Source organism: Thalassolituus alkanivorans (genome assembly GCF_020447205.1).
Classification (GTDB): domain Bacteria; phylum Pseudomonadota; class Gammaproteobacteria; order Pseudomonadales; family Oceanobacteraceae; genus Venatoribacter; species Venatoribacter alkanivorans.
In genome coordinates, this window is sequence record NZ_JAJAEL010000006.1 from 205,651 (window position 1) to 220,385 (window position 14,735).

Annotated in this window: 16 protein-coding genes; 12 read left to right on the plus strand and 4 right to left on the minus strand. The window is 48.8% G+C overall.

All coding sequences use genetic code 11. From position 1 onward, the window contains the following. Positions 1-10: 10 nt before the first annotated feature. The 10 genes from LGT44_RS02865 (at position 11) to LGT44_RS02910 (ending at position 6,555) form a co-directional block, all read left to right on the plus strand. A complete protein-coding gene (locus LGT44_RS02865; RefSeq protein WP_230330469.1) occupies positions 11-619 on the plus strand; it encodes a DUF998 domain-containing protein in 609 nt (202 codons plus the stop codon). Beyond that, the gene (locus LGT44_RS02870; protein WP_230330468.1) at positions 616-1,566 is read left to right on the plus strand and encodes an alpha/beta hydrolase family protein; all 951 of its coding nucleotides are present in this window, start codon (positions 616-618) and stop codon (positions 1,564-1,566) included. The genes LGT44_RS02865 and LGT44_RS02870 overlap by 4 nt, the downstream gene beginning before the upstream one ends. A gap of 24 nt (positions 1,567-1,590) precedes the next feature. Then, the gene (locus tag LGT44_RS02875; protein ID WP_230330467.1) at positions 1,591-2,139 is read left to right on the plus strand and encodes an NADAR family protein; all 549 of its coding nucleotides are present in this window, start codon (positions 1,591-1,593) and stop codon (positions 2,137-2,139) included. Positions 2,140-2,626: 487 nt separating this feature from the next. Next, positions 2,627-3,016, plus strand: a complete 390-nt coding sequence (locus tag LGT44_RS02880) for a hypothetical protein (protein ID WP_230330466.1) — start codon at positions 2,627-2,629, stop codon at positions 3,014-3,016. A 115-nt stretch (positions 3,017-3,131) separates the two neighbouring features. Then, positions 3,132-3,338 carry a hypothetical protein gene (locus LGT44_RS02885; protein ID WP_145465967.1) on the plus strand — a complete coding sequence of 69 codons (207 nt, stop codon included), beginning with the start codon at positions 3,132-3,134 and terminating at the stop codon, positions 3,336-3,338. Between the two features lie 101 nt (positions 3,339-3,439). Beyond that, entirely contained in the window at positions 3,440-3,880 is a 441-nt protein-coding gene (locus LGT44_RS02890) for a tetratricopeptide repeat protein (protein WP_230331847.1), read from the plus strand. A 111-nt stretch (positions 3,881-3,991) separates the two neighbouring features. Next, positions 3,992-4,300, plus strand: coding sequence for a hypothetical protein (locus LGT44_RS02895; protein ID WP_230331846.1), 309 nt, complete (start codon positions 3,992-3,994; stop codon positions 4,298-4,300). Positions 4,301-5,374: 1,074 nt separating this feature from the next. Then, positions 5,375-5,800: a DUF1761 domain-containing protein gene (locus LGT44_RS02900; protein WP_230331845.1), complete on the plus strand. Its 426-nt coding sequence runs from the start codon at positions 5,375-5,377 to the stop codon at positions 5,798-5,800. 63 nt (positions 5,801-5,863) lie between these two features. Continuing rightward, positions 5,864-6,247 carry a hypothetical protein gene (locus LGT44_RS02905; RefSeq protein ID WP_230331844.1) on the plus strand — a complete coding sequence of 128 codons (384 nt, stop codon included), beginning with the start codon at positions 5,864-5,866 and terminating at the stop codon, positions 6,245-6,247. Then, positions 6,244-6,555, plus strand: a complete 312-nt coding sequence (locus LGT44_RS02910; RefSeq protein WP_230331843.1) for a DUF3601 domain-containing protein — start codon at positions 6,244-6,246, stop codon at positions 6,553-6,555. The genes LGT44_RS02905 and LGT44_RS02910 overlap by 4 nt, the downstream gene beginning before the upstream one ends. A gap of 50 nt (positions 6,556-6,605) precedes the next feature. Here LGT44_RS02910 and LGT44_RS02915 read toward each other — a convergent pair whose 3' ends face one another. Next, positions 6,606-7,214 (minus strand): NADPH-dependent FMN reductase, encoded by a 609-nt coding sequence (locus tag LGT44_RS02915; RefSeq protein WP_230331842.1) that lies wholly within the window; start codon positions 7,212-7,214, stop codon positions 6,606-6,608. Between the two features lie 58 nt (positions 7,215-7,272). Further along, positions 7,273-7,884, minus strand: coding sequence for a glutathione S-transferase family protein (locus LGT44_RS02920; RefSeq protein WP_225693360.1), 612 nt, complete (start codon positions 7,882-7,884; stop codon positions 7,273-7,275). A gap of 156 nt (positions 7,885-8,040) precedes the next feature. Here LGT44_RS02920 and LGT44_RS02925 point away from each other — a divergent pair, with 156 nt between their 5' ends. After that, complete coding sequence (locus LGT44_RS02925) at positions 8,041-8,622, plus strand: TetR/AcrR family transcriptional regulator (protein ID WP_230331841.1); 582 nt, start codon at positions 8,041-8,043, stop codon at positions 8,620-8,622. Between the two features lie 170 nt (positions 8,623-8,792). Here the strand turns inward: LGT44_RS02925 and LGT44_RS02930 are convergent, their stop codons facing one another. After that, positions 8,793-9,704 carry a response regulator transcription factor gene (locus LGT44_RS02930; RefSeq protein ID WP_145465973.1) on the minus strand — a complete coding sequence of 304 codons (912 nt, stop codon included), beginning with the start codon at positions 9,702-9,704 and terminating at the stop codon, positions 8,793-8,795. Continuing rightward, positions 9,691-13,173, minus strand: coding sequence for an ATP-binding protein (locus tag LGT44_RS02935; protein ID WP_230331840.1), 3,483 nt, complete (start codon positions 13,171-13,173; stop codon positions 9,691-9,693). Before LGT44_RS02935 ends, LGT44_RS02930 begins: the two co-directional genes overlap by 14 nt. A 302-nt stretch (positions 13,174-13,475) precedes the next feature. On the opposite strand from LGT44_RS02935, the gene urtA reads away from it, so the two are divergent. Further along, on the plus strand, positions 13,476-14,729 hold the full coding sequence (gene urtA, locus LGT44_RS02940) for an urea ABC transporter substrate-binding protein (RefSeq protein WP_145465975.1): 1,254 nt from the start codon (positions 13,476-13,478) through the stop codon (positions 14,727-14,729). Positions 14,730-14,735: the final 6 nt, after the last annotated feature.

Here is a 14,735-nt window from a genome sequence, read left to right on the forward strand (position 1 = left end):
GAATTTAAACGTGCTTAGCGTTATTTCTTACACGGGAATCATTGCTTCCATCTGGATCGTAGCAGGCGTTATTATTGCCTCATTGTTCTATCCGAACTACAGCCATTCCAGGCAATTTTGCAGCGAGCTGGGTGCTGCTGGCAGTCCAACCCAGAAACTCTCACCACTTATTAACAATTACCCTTTAGGCCTCTTATTTATCCTGTTTGGATATTACCTGATCAGCACCCACGCCGAGAGCACAGCAACCGTTGCTATCGGCATTATGGTTGTCATTCATGGATTAAGTACCTGGATTTGCGGCCTTTTTCCTATGGATGCAGATCCATATACAACGACCCCGACCATGCCTTGCCAGATTCATTCATGGTCGGGAATGGTTATGCTGATTTCGTTTATTGTTGCCCCGGCAATTACTGTATTTTCGGATACAAACCCGATTACTAACCCGACAGCCATCAGAGTATTTTCGTTAATCTGCCTGCTCGGTTGCTTTTATTTTTCATACCGACTGAGCGTATCCTTTAAAGAAAGAACCAACCCGGGCACTCACCAGCGGCTGAGTTACGGTTTCCAGATTCTCTGGCTGTTTGGTTATTCTGTCTTCATGATCGCATGAACATTAAAGCCTTAACGCTGTTCGTACTGCTCATCTCTCAGGCGGTCTGCTCCCGAGGCTTACCTGCTGCGGAATCCTTCGAGATAGCCAGAAACGATGGTACAAATATCACCTACTATCTGCTTGCTCAGGATAATCCGGAGAAGACACTGCTGGTATTAATACAGGGTTCCGATTGCAACAGTGTCCGCCACAATAAGCGGATTAACAGCGAGTTCCCGGATGTAATGCCGCAAGCCAGTATTTTAACGGTTGAGAAATATGGCATTACCGCCGAATTACCCTGGAGCAACGCTTCTGAAAGGGATGACTGCCCTGCTGCCTATATCGAAAACGACTCACCAAAGCAGAGGGTGAAAGACTACACCCAGGTGTTAAGCACCTTACGCAAAGAAAGAAAATATAAAAGAATCGTCCTGCTCGGAGGGAGTGAAGGCGCTGTCGTTGCCAACCTGATCGCGTCAGAATTGAGTTACATTAATGCCACCGTATCACTCAACGGTGGTGCCCCAAGATTTATAGACGATGTTCTGCACAATATAAAATCCCAGTCGCCATCCGCTGAGGCATACCAGGAAGCCGCGAATGGCTTTACCGGCTTTTATAAACATATCCTCAACAGCGAACCCTTTGAGCTTAGTATGAGCGGGCATGGTTACCGCTGGTGGCGAAACATGTTTGAAATTGACCAAAGAGCAATACTGTCCAGAGTAGAAACCCCACTGTTACTCATTCAGTCGGGGCTGGATAAAAATGTTTCCGTACGCCTGGCTCAGGAGCAAGCGGCAGAACTTGCTAAAGACCAGCCCAATATTGAATTTAAGATGTATAACAACCTTGATCATTCATTTAATATGCCCGACGGAAGCAGCAGGGTTGACGACGTTATACAGGATATAAGGTCATGGCTGGATGGTTCTCATAAACAGCTTAACAGCAATTCTTAATAAAAAATGAAGTGTGGTGCCAAATTGACGATTCAGAGCAGGGAAGAACTCATTGACCATATCAGTCACGGCAACCCTGTGACCTATATTTTCTTTTGGGGCCACCAAAAGCCCAAAACAGGTGTCTCAAAATCATGTTTCAGTCAGTGGTACGAGTCACCATTTGTCGATGAACAGCAGACATACCTGACGGCAGAACACTATATGATGGCCAAAAAGGCTGAGCTTTTCAGCGATAACAATGCGCTGAAAGTAGTGCTTGCCAGCAAGACACCGAACGAAGCAAAAAAAGCGGGACGAGGCATACTTGGCTTCGACGAGGATAAATGGCTACAACACCGCTTTGAAATCGTGGTATCAGCTAACTTTGCTAAATTTTCGCAAAACCCGGAGCTGAAGGAATTTCTGCTCAATACCGGGGACAGTATTCTGGTAGAGGCCAGCCCTGTGGATGCGATATGGGGAATTGGCCTGACGGCCGACGATCCGGCAGCCTATGAGCCACATAACTGGCAGGGCCAGAATTTGCTGGGTTTTGCCCTGATGCGGGTACGTGACCAGCTGAAATGCTAAACCACTACAATTCCAGACACTAAAAGACCTCGCTAACCGTTTCTATCTTATCCCTCCGGCATCCCTGCCCGCTGGCCAGACCGTTCCGGATAGCGGAAATATCGATACTGACGCCTTTTGCCAGTTGCAACCATTTCTATCAATTATTGAACCCATCCTAAAACTTCAGTACTCTCGGATCACAGCAGGGATGCCGCCATATCGTACGAACACACCGTCCAAACGACCGTCCTCCCCGCTAACAATCCCGAATAAGAAAGCTACGCGATTCCTGCCCTGCGTATACAAGGACTGGCGGCAGCGTGTCTGGAAGAAAACGATAAGGCGCCAAATGTAAAGAACACTTCAGGGTAAAAGCGCGCATGCGCGTTTATATCCTGACAAGAAAGAAAATAACGATGATTTTTACAACCCGGACATTGGGTTAGGCTGGGAATCTGAATAAGGGCTTAGATGTGTTAATGAGCCTGCCTACTAAGAAACTGTTATGAGTCTTAAGATGTTCTTAATATTGAAAGGAAAGCCGAGTATTGATAGCTGTCGTGATGGAGGTAGTATTGTTGTCAATTACTATACACTCTTCGGAAGTAAATACATTTTGACACTCCCAATTAAGTGGGGCGGCACCAGAGAAGATATGAAGGTTGTTGGCTATAGAGAGCCTAAACTTGAAAAACGTCTAACTCAAAAGAAGATATCTAAAGGGAGTGGAAAGCCATACTACATAAATTCTCTCTTAGATGTGGAATTGAATAAAAAAGATGCTTTGAAAATTGCAATTAAAATCCGAAAAAAACTTACAAATACCGATAGCTATGATTTAGCATTGAACCTTGTGCATGGAATAGAAAGTAATGGTCATTTCCGTGACTCATAAAAATAAGTTGGTGAACGCACCTTCGGTTCTGGGACAGTTAAACTTCGCTCGTTCCTCACTACGCTTCACCGCCCCACAACAAAAACGTTATGTGTCAGTCTAATAAGTGAGTACAGTGAACGATAAAGTAAATGAAAACCCTGAGTGGGTTACTCGTGGAAAGACAATCAAGCAGCTAATTAAAGAGCTGCAAACATTCGAAAACCAAGATCTCGAAGTTAAAGTGTCTACTGACGGTGGTGAAACATTTAAGTGTATTAGTCTGGTCGGCAAACACAATGATAATGGCACACCAATATGTGGGCTAGAGAACTGTGAGTAAACACATAACAAGCAAAGGCAGCATCGCCCTGCGGGCTGGACGCGCTAACGCGCGCCGCTGCTTTGGGTGTTAGTTGCCTTGCATCGTTAAAGGAATAAAAAATGTTCAAAAAAGTAGCTTCACTATTATTCGCGTTGATTGGAATCAATGCGTATGCAGGTTGTGATAATAGCATTGATAATTTAACCGACCCGAATATTGCAACTGATTGCTTTCGAGAAGGAAAGTTTACTGAGGCTTTGAAGAGAGCAGATGCAATCATTCAGCTTGATAAAAAGAACCCTTTAAGCTGGAGGTTCAAAGGTGAAGTACTCTTTCAAATTGAGAAATATGATGATGCAGTTAAAGCATTTGAATCAGCGGAAAGAATCGGTGGTGTTGGAACTGAGGAGATATTCTTCTGGCGTGCACTTGCTTACTACAATTCTGGAAATTTAAGCAAGGCAAATGAAGTGTTCAATAACTATCTAAAAGCAGATGACAATAGTCCAGCTATGGTAGCACGGGTCAATGCGGCACTCGCTAAAATTAATGGCAACTAACAAGCGCCTGCAATCTGACCTCCGGCCACTGTCACCTTTTGTGCAAAAACCGCACAAAAGGCGCCAGTAACCTTCGGCAGTTGAGGCGGGCGTTAACTGCTCAAGGAACTCATGAATCTTTATACTGTAACAATCGATTTCGAAGACCGCACAAGAGCGGTGATGCAGGTTGAAGAAATTAATGAACTTGAAGCCTTAAGTCGAGCTATACGAGAAACCGAGACCCTAGAAAACCACGATAAAATTGCTATTGAAGAAACTCTTGATAAATTTCTTCGCGTCACACATTTGGCAATGGGCTACAGAGGTGTTTGGCTTTGGCACCATGTAAATTTTGAGAATGAAGCTGTCGAAGATATTTATGGGGGTACTATTGTTCAAACAGACAAAAATGGTGCCGTTCGTGACACAAGCAGTTAACAAGGCGCTCAAGCAAGGACGTGCTAACGCACACTGCTTAGCTTGGCATTAGGCTTCAATCGGACTGAGTATGAATTTATTTAATGTAGAAATCGTCAAGGTTTTGAATGACTACTTCTCAAAGGAGTCACAATTTGTAGAATCTATTCAGCTAGCTTCATATGGATTTAATATTAAATTTGTCAATTTCAATATTCAGTGCAATGAGCGGGTATTCGCCTCAATCGAAGGTACATGCTACGAATGGGATGATGCGCCGAATTCAGGCCCATGGGGTATGCTTGGTCGGCAATGTGCGGAGAACGCGAGCTTAAAGAGTCCTTCTGTGTTGAGCATTAAGTTCGAGAGTGGAGATTCAATTGATATAGAAACAGTCGAAAGTCAGTACGAGTCTGTTATTTTCAATTTCCCGCCGCTAGGCAATTCATTGGTTATGGAAATATTCTAGTGAAATCAAAGCCTAACAAGTCAATCAACTACGCGCCGGTGAACGCGGCGCTAGACCTATCGAGGCTTATGTGCTCATCCTAGAAATATCTCCACTAAGTGGAGCTGGCCCCGTAAAGCTTGGAAGTCTCCGCTCGGAAGCTAGAGAGTCGCTGCTCCGCGCAGGCTTCCCGCTTGAGTCATCTCGTCGTTCTCTGGACTATTTTTGTAATGCTTCAATTCAAGTTGAATGCGACCCAGACGACAGAGTTATATTTATTGGCATATCTGCCAGCGAGCGGTTTACTGCAACATTCCAAAGCCTTGATGTCTTTTCCCTCTCTGCTGAAGAGCTCTTTTCTCTAATAGCCAACGCAGATAACTCTGGCGCTCATCAGTTCATCGCCTCAGAGTACCTTTTCCCAAATCAAATACTTACACTTTGGGATGCTGACGAACAGTATGACAGGCAAGGCAATGAGTCACGCCCAGTTTGGGCTCAGGTTGGAATTGGCAATGAATCATATGCAGCAGCTGTTGCCGCAATCAGAGGTAGGGTCTAACAATTGGTTCAAGTCGTTCGCTTCGCTCACTCGGGACCGGCTAAAGCCGGCACCTTAACCAAACGTTAAAACCCAGAGAACCAATATGAACCTTATCGAAGCATTACAAAACCTGAACTATATTGCGGTCGTAATTGCCGCAATTACAAGCTATGTTCTGGGGTTTGTCTGGTATCACTGGGCCGTTTTCGGTAAAGCCTGGGCAAACACTTTAGGGCTGAGCAAAGAAGAAGCTGATAACACCGAAGGTCTTGGCGGTGCTTTTGCCATTTCTCTGGTATCAGGGTTAAGCAAAACCCTACTGATCGCTTTGCTGCTATCAGCTCTGAATACATCCGGCGTTCTGATCGGGGCGTTTTTTGGCGCAGTGGTTGCCATTGTATTTACGGCCACATCACTGGGCTACTACAATGGCTTCGCCCGCACATCCGCAAAACTAACGTTAATCAATTCGGCACACAGTGTGACTGAACTGGCTCTGATCGGTGCGATCATTGCTGCATTTAACTGATGTATGCAGCCTGAAGTACCGCAGACAGGAATATTCCGCCTTTTACCGCAGGATCTCACAAAAATGAAAGTCATCGATTCTGAAAAACAGGCGTGGTTTCTGTTGGAACACGAAGGCAGCCTCTATTTCGATGTGAACTGCAGCATGGGTGCATTTGGCTATAGCTATACGATCAGACTGAATGATCAGGAACAGATCCGGTATCAAATGGCTGGACGTGAGTATCTGCATAAACTGGCGGACGATATTCACTGCTCAGTTCCGCTTGCTGATAATACATCGTCAATGTATCAGGGCCGTCATGTCTCAAAGAATTTTTCACAGATGGCAACGTCAGCGATTAAGACCTGGCATGAAAATGGTAAAAAGCGCGACGATAAAACAGACAACCAGAGCGAAGCAGATAAGTCTGTTGCTCTATCTCAACACGAGTCTTCTTACCCATGACCTTCGGCCCAAAACCTGCCGGTACCTGGACCGGCCATAAAGCAGCAAACTGCGGTGACAATCATAAATTTCTGCGCGCCGGTGAGCGTTATGAGGTTATTCAGGAATTTACCGATTACGATCAGCATCTGCACGACGTTGGGGAAAGCTGGATCTTTCTGGGTTATTCATTTCTGCCGTACGATGACGGCATGTCATTTTTCGTGTCGTTCGACGGTGAACAGGAATGGCATATCCGCCTGCAATGGCGCCCGGAGGAACAGGGCCAGCTGCTGGACAACTTAGAGCAGTATATCCGCGCGCTCTAACCCCTGTGCTCTGGTCCGCACGTTGTCACCGGGCAGCCGGCCTGTATGTGTTACGACATACCGTTAGAAAAATCCGCCAGTCCGGCACACAATCTGTCACGTACCGGTTTCAGGGCTTCGGTGTAGGTCATCAGTAAGTCCAGCGCGTAACGGGTGCGCTTTTCCAGATAAACATCACTCATACGCCCTTCCTGGCCCATCCAGAGGTCATTCACATCACGCAGCAGCAGATGCTCAGGCAGATATAACAGGCGCGAGTTTTTATAGCCGCTGTGGCGTAACTCGGCAATCACAAAAGCACCACCGGCCGAAGCCGATACACCAACCAGTAATACCGGTTTATGCGCCAGTTCTTTCATCCCGCACCAGAGCAGAAAATTTTTCAGCCCGGCCGGCACCATGCCGTGCCATTCCGGCACGATAAATACAAAAGCATCAGCGGCTTCGGCACGGGCTTTTACCTGAGCCACGTCCTGTTCTTCTGTACTGCCCGCGGCCACTGGCTCGCCATCCCAGAGTGGCAGCTTACTCTGATACAGTTCGATCAGACTCGCCTTACCGGCCAGAAAATGCTGATTCATATAATCGGCAATACGGCGACTTTGTGAATTGGCACGATGGCTGGCCACCACCAGACAAATATTAAGATCGGTATTCATAACAACCTCCCCTGCGCAATGGTAATCCGCCAGGCGGCTGCCCGGCGGACTGAGACTGTTATGCAGTATAGGACGGACGCGCTTTCATTTGCGCGTGCCAGCGCTGAATAGCCGGAAAATCTTCGGTAATACGCAACTGAATCACCTTACCGAACTCCAGCGAGCAAAGAGCCGTGATGTCTGCCACAGAGAAGTGATCACCCGCCACAAATTCATGCTTTTGCAGCTGCTGTTCCAGAATGGGTAAGAACGCAGCCGCCAGCTTACCGGCTTCTTCGCCCCAGGCGGCAACCGGTGTCATACGGTCTTTAAAAAAGCCGGTCGTATGCTGGAAGCAATGGCCAATCGGCATTAATAAGGCGTTGTCGAGGCGGCGATCCCACATCTCAATCAGCGCTTTCTCTTTGGCATCACGTCCCATCAGGTTCGGTTCCGGCTGAATTTCTTCCAGATAACGGTATATGGCTGCGGTTTCAGCAATACAGGTGCCGTCATCAAGCTCCAGTACCGGTACTTTCGCCAGACTGTTACGCTCGCGGAATTCAGGCTTGAGGTTCTCGCCTCCGGCAAGATCAATATTAATCACCTCGACACCGGTAATGCCCTTTTCTGCCAGAGCCATACGGCTGCGACGCGGATTGGGTGCCATATTGGCGCTGTACAGTTTCATACGGATTCCTTGATTGACGGGTTAGCGGATCAGACTCTTTTATTTTCAGAATGATCATTCTGGATTACACTAGCCAATATCAGAATGATCAGTCAAGAAAGAATTCGCTAAGCTGCCTGATCCTGCCGGCAATTTTCAGAACATACAGGTAATTTAATGGCCAGAACCAAGTCATTCGATCCCGCTCAGGTACTGCATCAGGCCATGCTGTTGTTCTGGCGCGAAGGATTCCGCCAACTATCGATGGAAAATCTGGTGCAGAAACTCGGGGTTAACCGCTACAGCCTGTATCAGACTTTTGGCAATAAACAGGATTTTTTCCACCAGGCGCTGATGCTCTATACCGATAATATTTTTAACCGCATGCTGCGGCCACTGCAGGAGCAGCAGGGAAAAGCCGCCATCATTGCTTACTTCCGCCTGATACAGCAGCAACTGCAGCACGATCAGGCCAGCGCCGGTTGTATGCTGCTGAACGCCAGCCTGAATGCGGGACAATTACATGAAGAAAGTCTGAACCTGATTAAAAACGGCCTGCGCCGCCAGGAAGAAAGCCTGAAGAAAGCCCTGCAGCAGGCCATTGATAATAACGAGCTCAGCCGCCCGCGTGACCCGCTGACCGCCTCACGTTTTCTCGCCAGCCAGGTACATGCCATGGTGCTGTTACGTCAGAATGCCGGAAAAAAACGTGTGCATGACGTACTTGAATTTATGCTGGCCGAGCTCGAAGCCTGGTAACAGTTCAGGGCCTGTTAATTCACGCTCTAACAGGCCGTTGATTTTCGTTTTCGAGGCAGTCAATGCAAGGCAAAAACCGGCGAAAAAGCGCAGTTTACAGGTCGTAAATGAGCATTTTGAGTCGGTTTTTAACACTGCAGTGGCAACGCAGATAGGAAATCAACAGCCTGCTAATGGTTAACTGCCAGTACTCCAAGGCTGACTGCTGCCGCCGAGGTGCGGTTTTCTACTCCCAGCTTACGGAATACCTGCTCCAGATGTTTATTCACCGTACGCGGGCTCATGGTCAGAATCTGGCCAATATCCTGATTGCTTTTTCCCCGCGCCAGCCACAAAAGTACTTCTGATTCACGCTCGGTAAGGCCAAACTGCTGACGTAAGTCCTGACACAGCAAGGTGTCATCCTCCTCCATCAGGCGCAGTAAAAATTCTCCCGGATAAGGCTGTCCCAGCAAGCGCAGGGTCAGCGTCTGTTCACCCAGCTGTAGTTTAAATTGGCTGTGTTTTTGCGGCGCGCGGCTCAGCCAGCCAATTGCCTGCTGCTGCAATGCCTGCGCTAAGGCATCACCGTTGTAATTCAGTGCCGCCAGTAATTCCTGCGCACGGTTGGTAGACCACAGTATTTCGCCATGCAGTGAGCAGGAAAATGCCGGCTGTGCCAATTCATTTAATGCGCCGCGGGCACTCTGGGTTTTACGGGCATTATTAATATGCACCTGCGCACGGGCGAGTAACTCATTCAGCCTTACCGGCTTGGTCAGGTAATCCACACCGCCACATTCCAATCCGCGGATAACATGTTCGCTGTCACTCAGACCTGTCATAAAAATAACGGGAATATCCTGCAAATCGACGTTGTCCTTTAACGCTTTACAGGCTTCAAAGCCATCCATATTCGGCATAATGGCATCCAGAAGAATTAAATCCGGCGCCATTCGTTCGGCAATATTCAGTGCCTGTATGCCGTCCATCGCCACCAATACGGTGTAACCGGCAGTGCTTAATGCCTCATTCAGCATGGTTAACGATTCGGCGGTATCATCGGCGATTAATACCAGCCCTTTGCTTTCAGCCCGGATCATTGGCAAGTACCTTCTGGCTGATGGAAATGACGGATGCAAACTGATAGTTACGCACATATTCACGCAACTGATTAATACAACGCTCATCGGCGCCTGCACTGGCCATACGCTGTAATACCAGCTCTATTCCGCCGACATAACCGATCTCGGCCATTGCCTTAAGTTCACGCGCCTCTGCTGGCGGAATATTCTGCCAGTTAAGGCTGTCGCTTGTGGCGGCTATAAAACGCTCGCCGCTGGTCGTTTCACTGTGGTAATACCATTCCAGTTCCAGCACGGTGGCAATTTTATCCAGCAGCGCCTGATCACGGATGGGTTTAATCAGGTAGGCGTCGTTTAATTGCCCGGTCGCCGGGATGGCACCGCCCTGATTCGCTGCCGATTGGCGATCTTCGGCATCCGCTGACACCATAATAACCGGCGCTTTAACACCACGGCTGCGCAATTGCCGCAATAATTCCCAACCGGTCATTCCCGGCATGGAAATATCCAGCAGAAAAACATCCACCCCGGCACCGGCAAACGACTGCAGGCAGGAAAAGCCATCCGGCGCTTCCAGCACCACAAAACCGAGCGGCATTAATATCTCGCTGATAAGGCCACGATGAGAAGCATCATCATCAACCACCATGACTGTTTTTTGCGCACCTTTTAAGCCACTGATCTGCCGGGCCGGTGATGAACGTTTAGAGGATCTGGCAAGGCTGGAAAGCATCATCGACAGGCGGAACACACTGCCTTTGCCCGGCTCGCTGCTGAGAGTAATTTCTCCGCCCATAATATCGGCCAGTAACTGACTGATGGTCAGCCCAAGACCCGTCCCCGGCATTTGCGGCAAGCCGGGTTTGCGGATGCGCTCAAAGGGCTGAAATATGCGTTGGCACTCAGCTTCTTCAATCCCGACACCGGTATCAATGATGGTAAATTCGGCAACCTGACTGCGATAACGTACCGCCAGTGTCACCGAGCCCTGCTGAGTAAATTTAACCGCATTGGATAAAAGATTAATCAGAATCTGGCGCAGGTGTTTTTCATCGGTGGCGACCATTTCCGGTAAATGAGCACAGGGCAGATAAATAAACTCCACGCCTTTGCTTTCTGCCTGCAGGCGGAACATATCCACCAGTTCCTGTAATAAATGGCCGATAGCGACTTCATCGCGGCGGATTTCCAGACGCCCGGCTTCAATTCTGGAAATATCCAGTAAGCCTTCAATCAGATCCGCCAGATGATCACCACTGCGACGGATAAGGCTGATTTTATTACGCTGCCCCGGCAGTAGCTGACTGTCTTTTTCCAGCAGCTGTGCATACCCCAGAATAGAATTCAGCGGGCTGCGTAATTCATGACTGATTCCACCGAGATAACGGCTCTTGGCCTGATTCGCAGCCTCAGCCAGTTCTTTGGCCTGCTGCAATGCCCGGTCGGTTGCTTCGTGGGCTGCAATCTCGCGGGTTAATAACTCTGTCTGCCGCATCGACTCGTCCAGCGCAAACTGGCGGCTTTCGTTGGCCAGAACAAACAGCCAGATTAATACACCTACAATAATCAGTAATAACAGGTACACCTGGATTAAGGTTGCCCCGACCAGATGCTGACCGGAATCGGCAGCGGGTACCTGCACATACACCAGCCAGAACAACACGGCGACAATACCGGCAATTAATAACAATAAACCGCTGAACTGCATCAGGCGCGGATTCATTTTCTGTACCAGCCAGACCGGCAACAGGGTTTCCAGCAGGGTCTGCATCTGCTCGCTTAAGCGCGACCTGTCTTTACACTGATCATGGCAGCGGGATTCCAGCGTACAGCACAAAGAGCAGATATGGCCTTTATAGGCCGGACAGCTGGCAATATCTTCACTGTCAAAATGGTTATCACACACTACGCACTGCAGCGGTGCGGCAGCCACAGCAGATGCCGGTGTCTCTGCATTTTCCTCTGCATTTTCCTCTGCTGTTTCTTCTGCCGCTTTTTCTGCCAGGGGAATAATATCGCGCGCCAGATAAAAGCGGCCACGGGTAATAATGGCCAATAAAGGCGATGTAATAAAAGCCGTCGCCAATGCCAGATAAGGTGATAAAGCCTGCGGCAGTTCGCCTAAAACGCCGACATAACAGACGATACCAATCAGCGATGCCAGCAACATAGCGCCGAAGCCGACCGGATTTATGTCGTATAAATAGGCTCGTTTAAACTCAATATGCTTAGGGCTTAAACCCAGAGGTTTATTAATGATCAGATCGGCGACCAGAGCCCCCACCCAGGCCACGGCAACATTGGAGTAAATACCCAGAATATGTTCCAGCGACTGATAAACCCCCAGCACCATTAACAGCAGTGCAATCATCACGTTAAACACCAGCCAAACCACCCGGCCCGGATGGCTGTGCGTTAGGCGCGAAAAGAAATTCGACCAGGCAATAGAACCGGCATAAGCATTGGTTACGTTAATTTTTACCTGACAGAGAATGACGAAAATACCGGTCAATGCCAGAACAGCCATAGGCGAATCGCTGATATAGCCAAAAGCTACGCGGTACATCTGGGTTGGGTCTGCGGCATCGAGCACAGATAAACCATGCTGCACCGCGAGCACCGCCAGAAAAGAACCCGCGAGAATTTTCAGTGCTCCCACCAGAATCCAGCCCGGACCGCCACCAATCAGGGCCAGCCACCAGCGCAGTTTATGCCGGGGTTCTGGCTCCGGCAGAAAGCGTAAAAAGTCGACCTGCTCACCGATTTGCGCAATCAGTGAAAAAACCACCGCCGAGGCTGCACCAAAGTAGATCAGATTAAATTTTCCGCCACTTTCCGGTGCATCTTCTGTGCGGTTGCCAATACCGGGAAATGCAATCCACTGCTCTGCAGCGGACCATTCGTGCCAGAGAATAAAGATAAACGGCAGCAACTGCAGAATCAGCCACAACGGCTGACTCCAGAGCTGAAAGCGGCTGATAAAGGTAATGCCATGGGTCACCAGCGGAATCACGATCAGTGCGCTGAGCAGGTAACCTGCGGCCAGGGGCAAGCCGAATAATATCTCCATCGCCGAGGCCATAATGGCTGATTCAAGGGCAAAAAAGATAAAGGTAAACGAGGCATAAATCAGCGAGGTAATGGTTGAGCCGATATAGCCAAAACCGGCACCGCGACTGAGCAGATCAATATCAACACCATAGCGTGCAGCGTAGTAACTGATGGGAATCGCGGTCAGAAAAATAATGGCTGACACCACCATAATGGCGCTGACGGCGCTGTTAAAACCATACATCAGCGTAATTGCCGCACCGATGGCTTCGAGCGCTAAAAAAGAAATGGCTCCCAGCGCCGTATTGGAAACACGCGCGGCCGACCAGCGCCGCGCCTTTTTGGCAGTAAAGCGCAGGGCGTAATCTTCCAGTGTCTGGTTTGCTACCCAGCGGTTGTAACTGCGCCGGGTTTTGTACACCACTTGCTCAGACATAGTCTGTTCTGCCTCTCTCAGCTTATTGTCAGCTGACCTGTCGCCACCGCGGTGACGCCGATAGAAAGACATCCTGTCCACAACACCTGCTTAAGCGCAGAAAAATCCATCTTGTGCCGGCCCGCAGGCTCTTCCTCTCAGGCCTCAGGACTCTAATCACATCCCATGCCAACTGCTATGCGTCAAATGACGTAGGTGACTGGAGCAATCGGCGAATTCTTACAGGAAGCCCACTGACGCATTCTGAGCAGGCTTAAGTTCAACTCAAAAACGTACTCAATCAGTCATCAAGAGGCCTGACTATGCACTCCAAATCCAAACCTTTTAACGGCAGCGTCCGCCGTCGTTTTTTACAGAACCTGCTGGCAATACCTGCAGCCGTTATGCTCGCCAATGCCAGCCTGCCAGCTTATGCCGACAGTGCTAACAGCACTGGTCTGGCCGTTACCGATAAAACCGTAAAGGTCGGTATTCTGCACTCAGTAACCGGCACCATGGCCATCAGTGAGACCGGTTCGGTGCAGGCAGAAAAGCTGGCCATCGAACAAATCAACGCCATGGGCGGTGTGCTGGGCCGTAAAATCGAATTTATTCAGGAAGATGGCGCCAGTGACTGGCCGACCTTTGCTGAGAAATCAAAGAAACTGCTGATTAACGATAAAGTCGCGGCAGTATTTGGCTGCTGGACCTCAGCATCACGTAAAGCCGTACTGCCGATTTTCGAACAGTATAACGGCATGCTGTATTACCCGACTTTTTATGAAGGTCTGGAACAGTCCCCTAACGTTATTTATACCGGCCAGGAAGCAACCCAGCAGATTCTTGCCGGTATCGACTGGGTAGTAAAAGAAAAAGGGGCTAAATCTTTCTTCCTGCTCGGCTCAGATTACATCTGGCCACGTACCTCCAACAAAATCGCGCGTAAGCATATCGACAAACTCGGCCTGAAAGTCAGTGGCGAAGAGTATTACCCGCTGGGTCACACCCAGTTCAACTCGGTCATCAACAAGATCAAGTTGAAAAAACCGGACGTGATCTTTGCCTCAGTTGTGGGTGGTTCCAACGTTGCGTTTTATAAGCAGCTGAAAGCCGCCGGTATTGATATGACCAAAGAAAAACCACTGGTACTGACTATCTCCGTTACCGAAGACGAGATTCTGGGTATTGGTGGTGAAAATATCGAAGGTGCTTACGCCTCGATGAAATACTTCCAGAGCCTGACCAACGACAACAACAAAAACTTTGTTAAAGCCTTTAAAGAACGCTGGGGCAAAGACATCGTTATTGGTGACGTAACCCAGGCAGCCTACCTTGGCCCATGGCTGTGGAAAGCCGCCGTTGAAAAAGCCGGTTCCTTTGATATCGATAAAGTTCGTGCGGCCTCTCCGGGCATTGAACTGAAAACCGCTCCGGAAGGTTATGTACGGGTTCATGAAAACCATCACTTATGGTCAAAAACCCGCATTGGTAATGCCCAGGCTGATGGTCAGTACAAAATTGTGTACGAAACCAAAGACCTGATCGAACCAGACCCATTCCCAGCCGGTTACAAGTAAGACATT

Bases quoted from the DNA above. Each gene is read 5' to 3' on its own strand.
- LGT44_RS02900 (WP_230331845.1), top strand. From the start codon at position 5,375: ATGAACCTTATCGAAGCATTACAAAACCTGAACTATATTGCGGTCGTA.
- LGT44_RS02910 (WP_230331843.1), top strand. From the start codon at position 6,244: ATGACCTTCGGCCCAAAACCTGCCGGTACCTGGACCGGCCATAAAGCA.
- LGT44_RS02895 (WP_230331846.1), top strand. From the start codon at position 3,992: ATGAATCTTTATACTGTAACAATCGATTTCGAAGACCGCACAAGAGCG.
- LGT44_RS02920 (WP_225693360.1), bottom strand. From the start codon at position 7,884: ATGAAACTGTACAGCGCCAATATGGCACCCAATCCGCGTCGCAGCCGT.
- LGT44_RS02905 (WP_230331844.1), top strand. From the start codon at position 5,864: ATGAAAGTCATCGATTCTGAAAAACAGGCGTGGTTTCTGTTGGAACAC.
- LGT44_RS02890 (WP_230331847.1), top strand. From the start codon at position 3,440: ATGTTCAAAAAAGTAGCTTCACTATTATTCGCGTTGATTGGAATCAAT.
- urtA (WP_145465975.1), top strand. From the start codon at position 13,476: ATGCACTCCAAATCCAAACCTTTTAACGGCAGCGTCCGCCGTCGTTTT.
- LGT44_RS02925 (WP_230331841.1), top strand. From the start codon at position 8,041: ATGGCCAGAACCAAGTCATTCGATCCCGCTCAGGTACTGCATCAGGCC.
- LGT44_RS02915 (WP_230331842.1), bottom strand. From the start codon at position 7,214: ATGAATACCGATCTTAATATTTGTCTGGTGGTGGCCAGCCATCGTGCC.
- LGT44_RS02880 (WP_230330466.1), top strand. From the start codon at position 2,627: ATGAGTCTTAAGATGTTCTTAATATTGAAAGGAAAGCCGAGTATTGAT.
- LGT44_RS02870 (WP_230330468.1), top strand. From the start codon at position 616: ATGAACATTAAAGCCTTAACGCTGTTCGTACTGCTCATCTCTCAGGCG.
- LGT44_RS02935 (WP_230331840.1), bottom strand. From the start codon at position 13,173: ATGTCTGAGCAAGTGGTGTACAAAACCCGGCGCAGTTACAACCGCTGG.
- LGT44_RS02930 (WP_145465973.1), bottom strand. From the start codon at position 9,704: ATGATCCGGGCTGAAAGCAAAGGGCTGGTATTAATCGCCGATGATACC.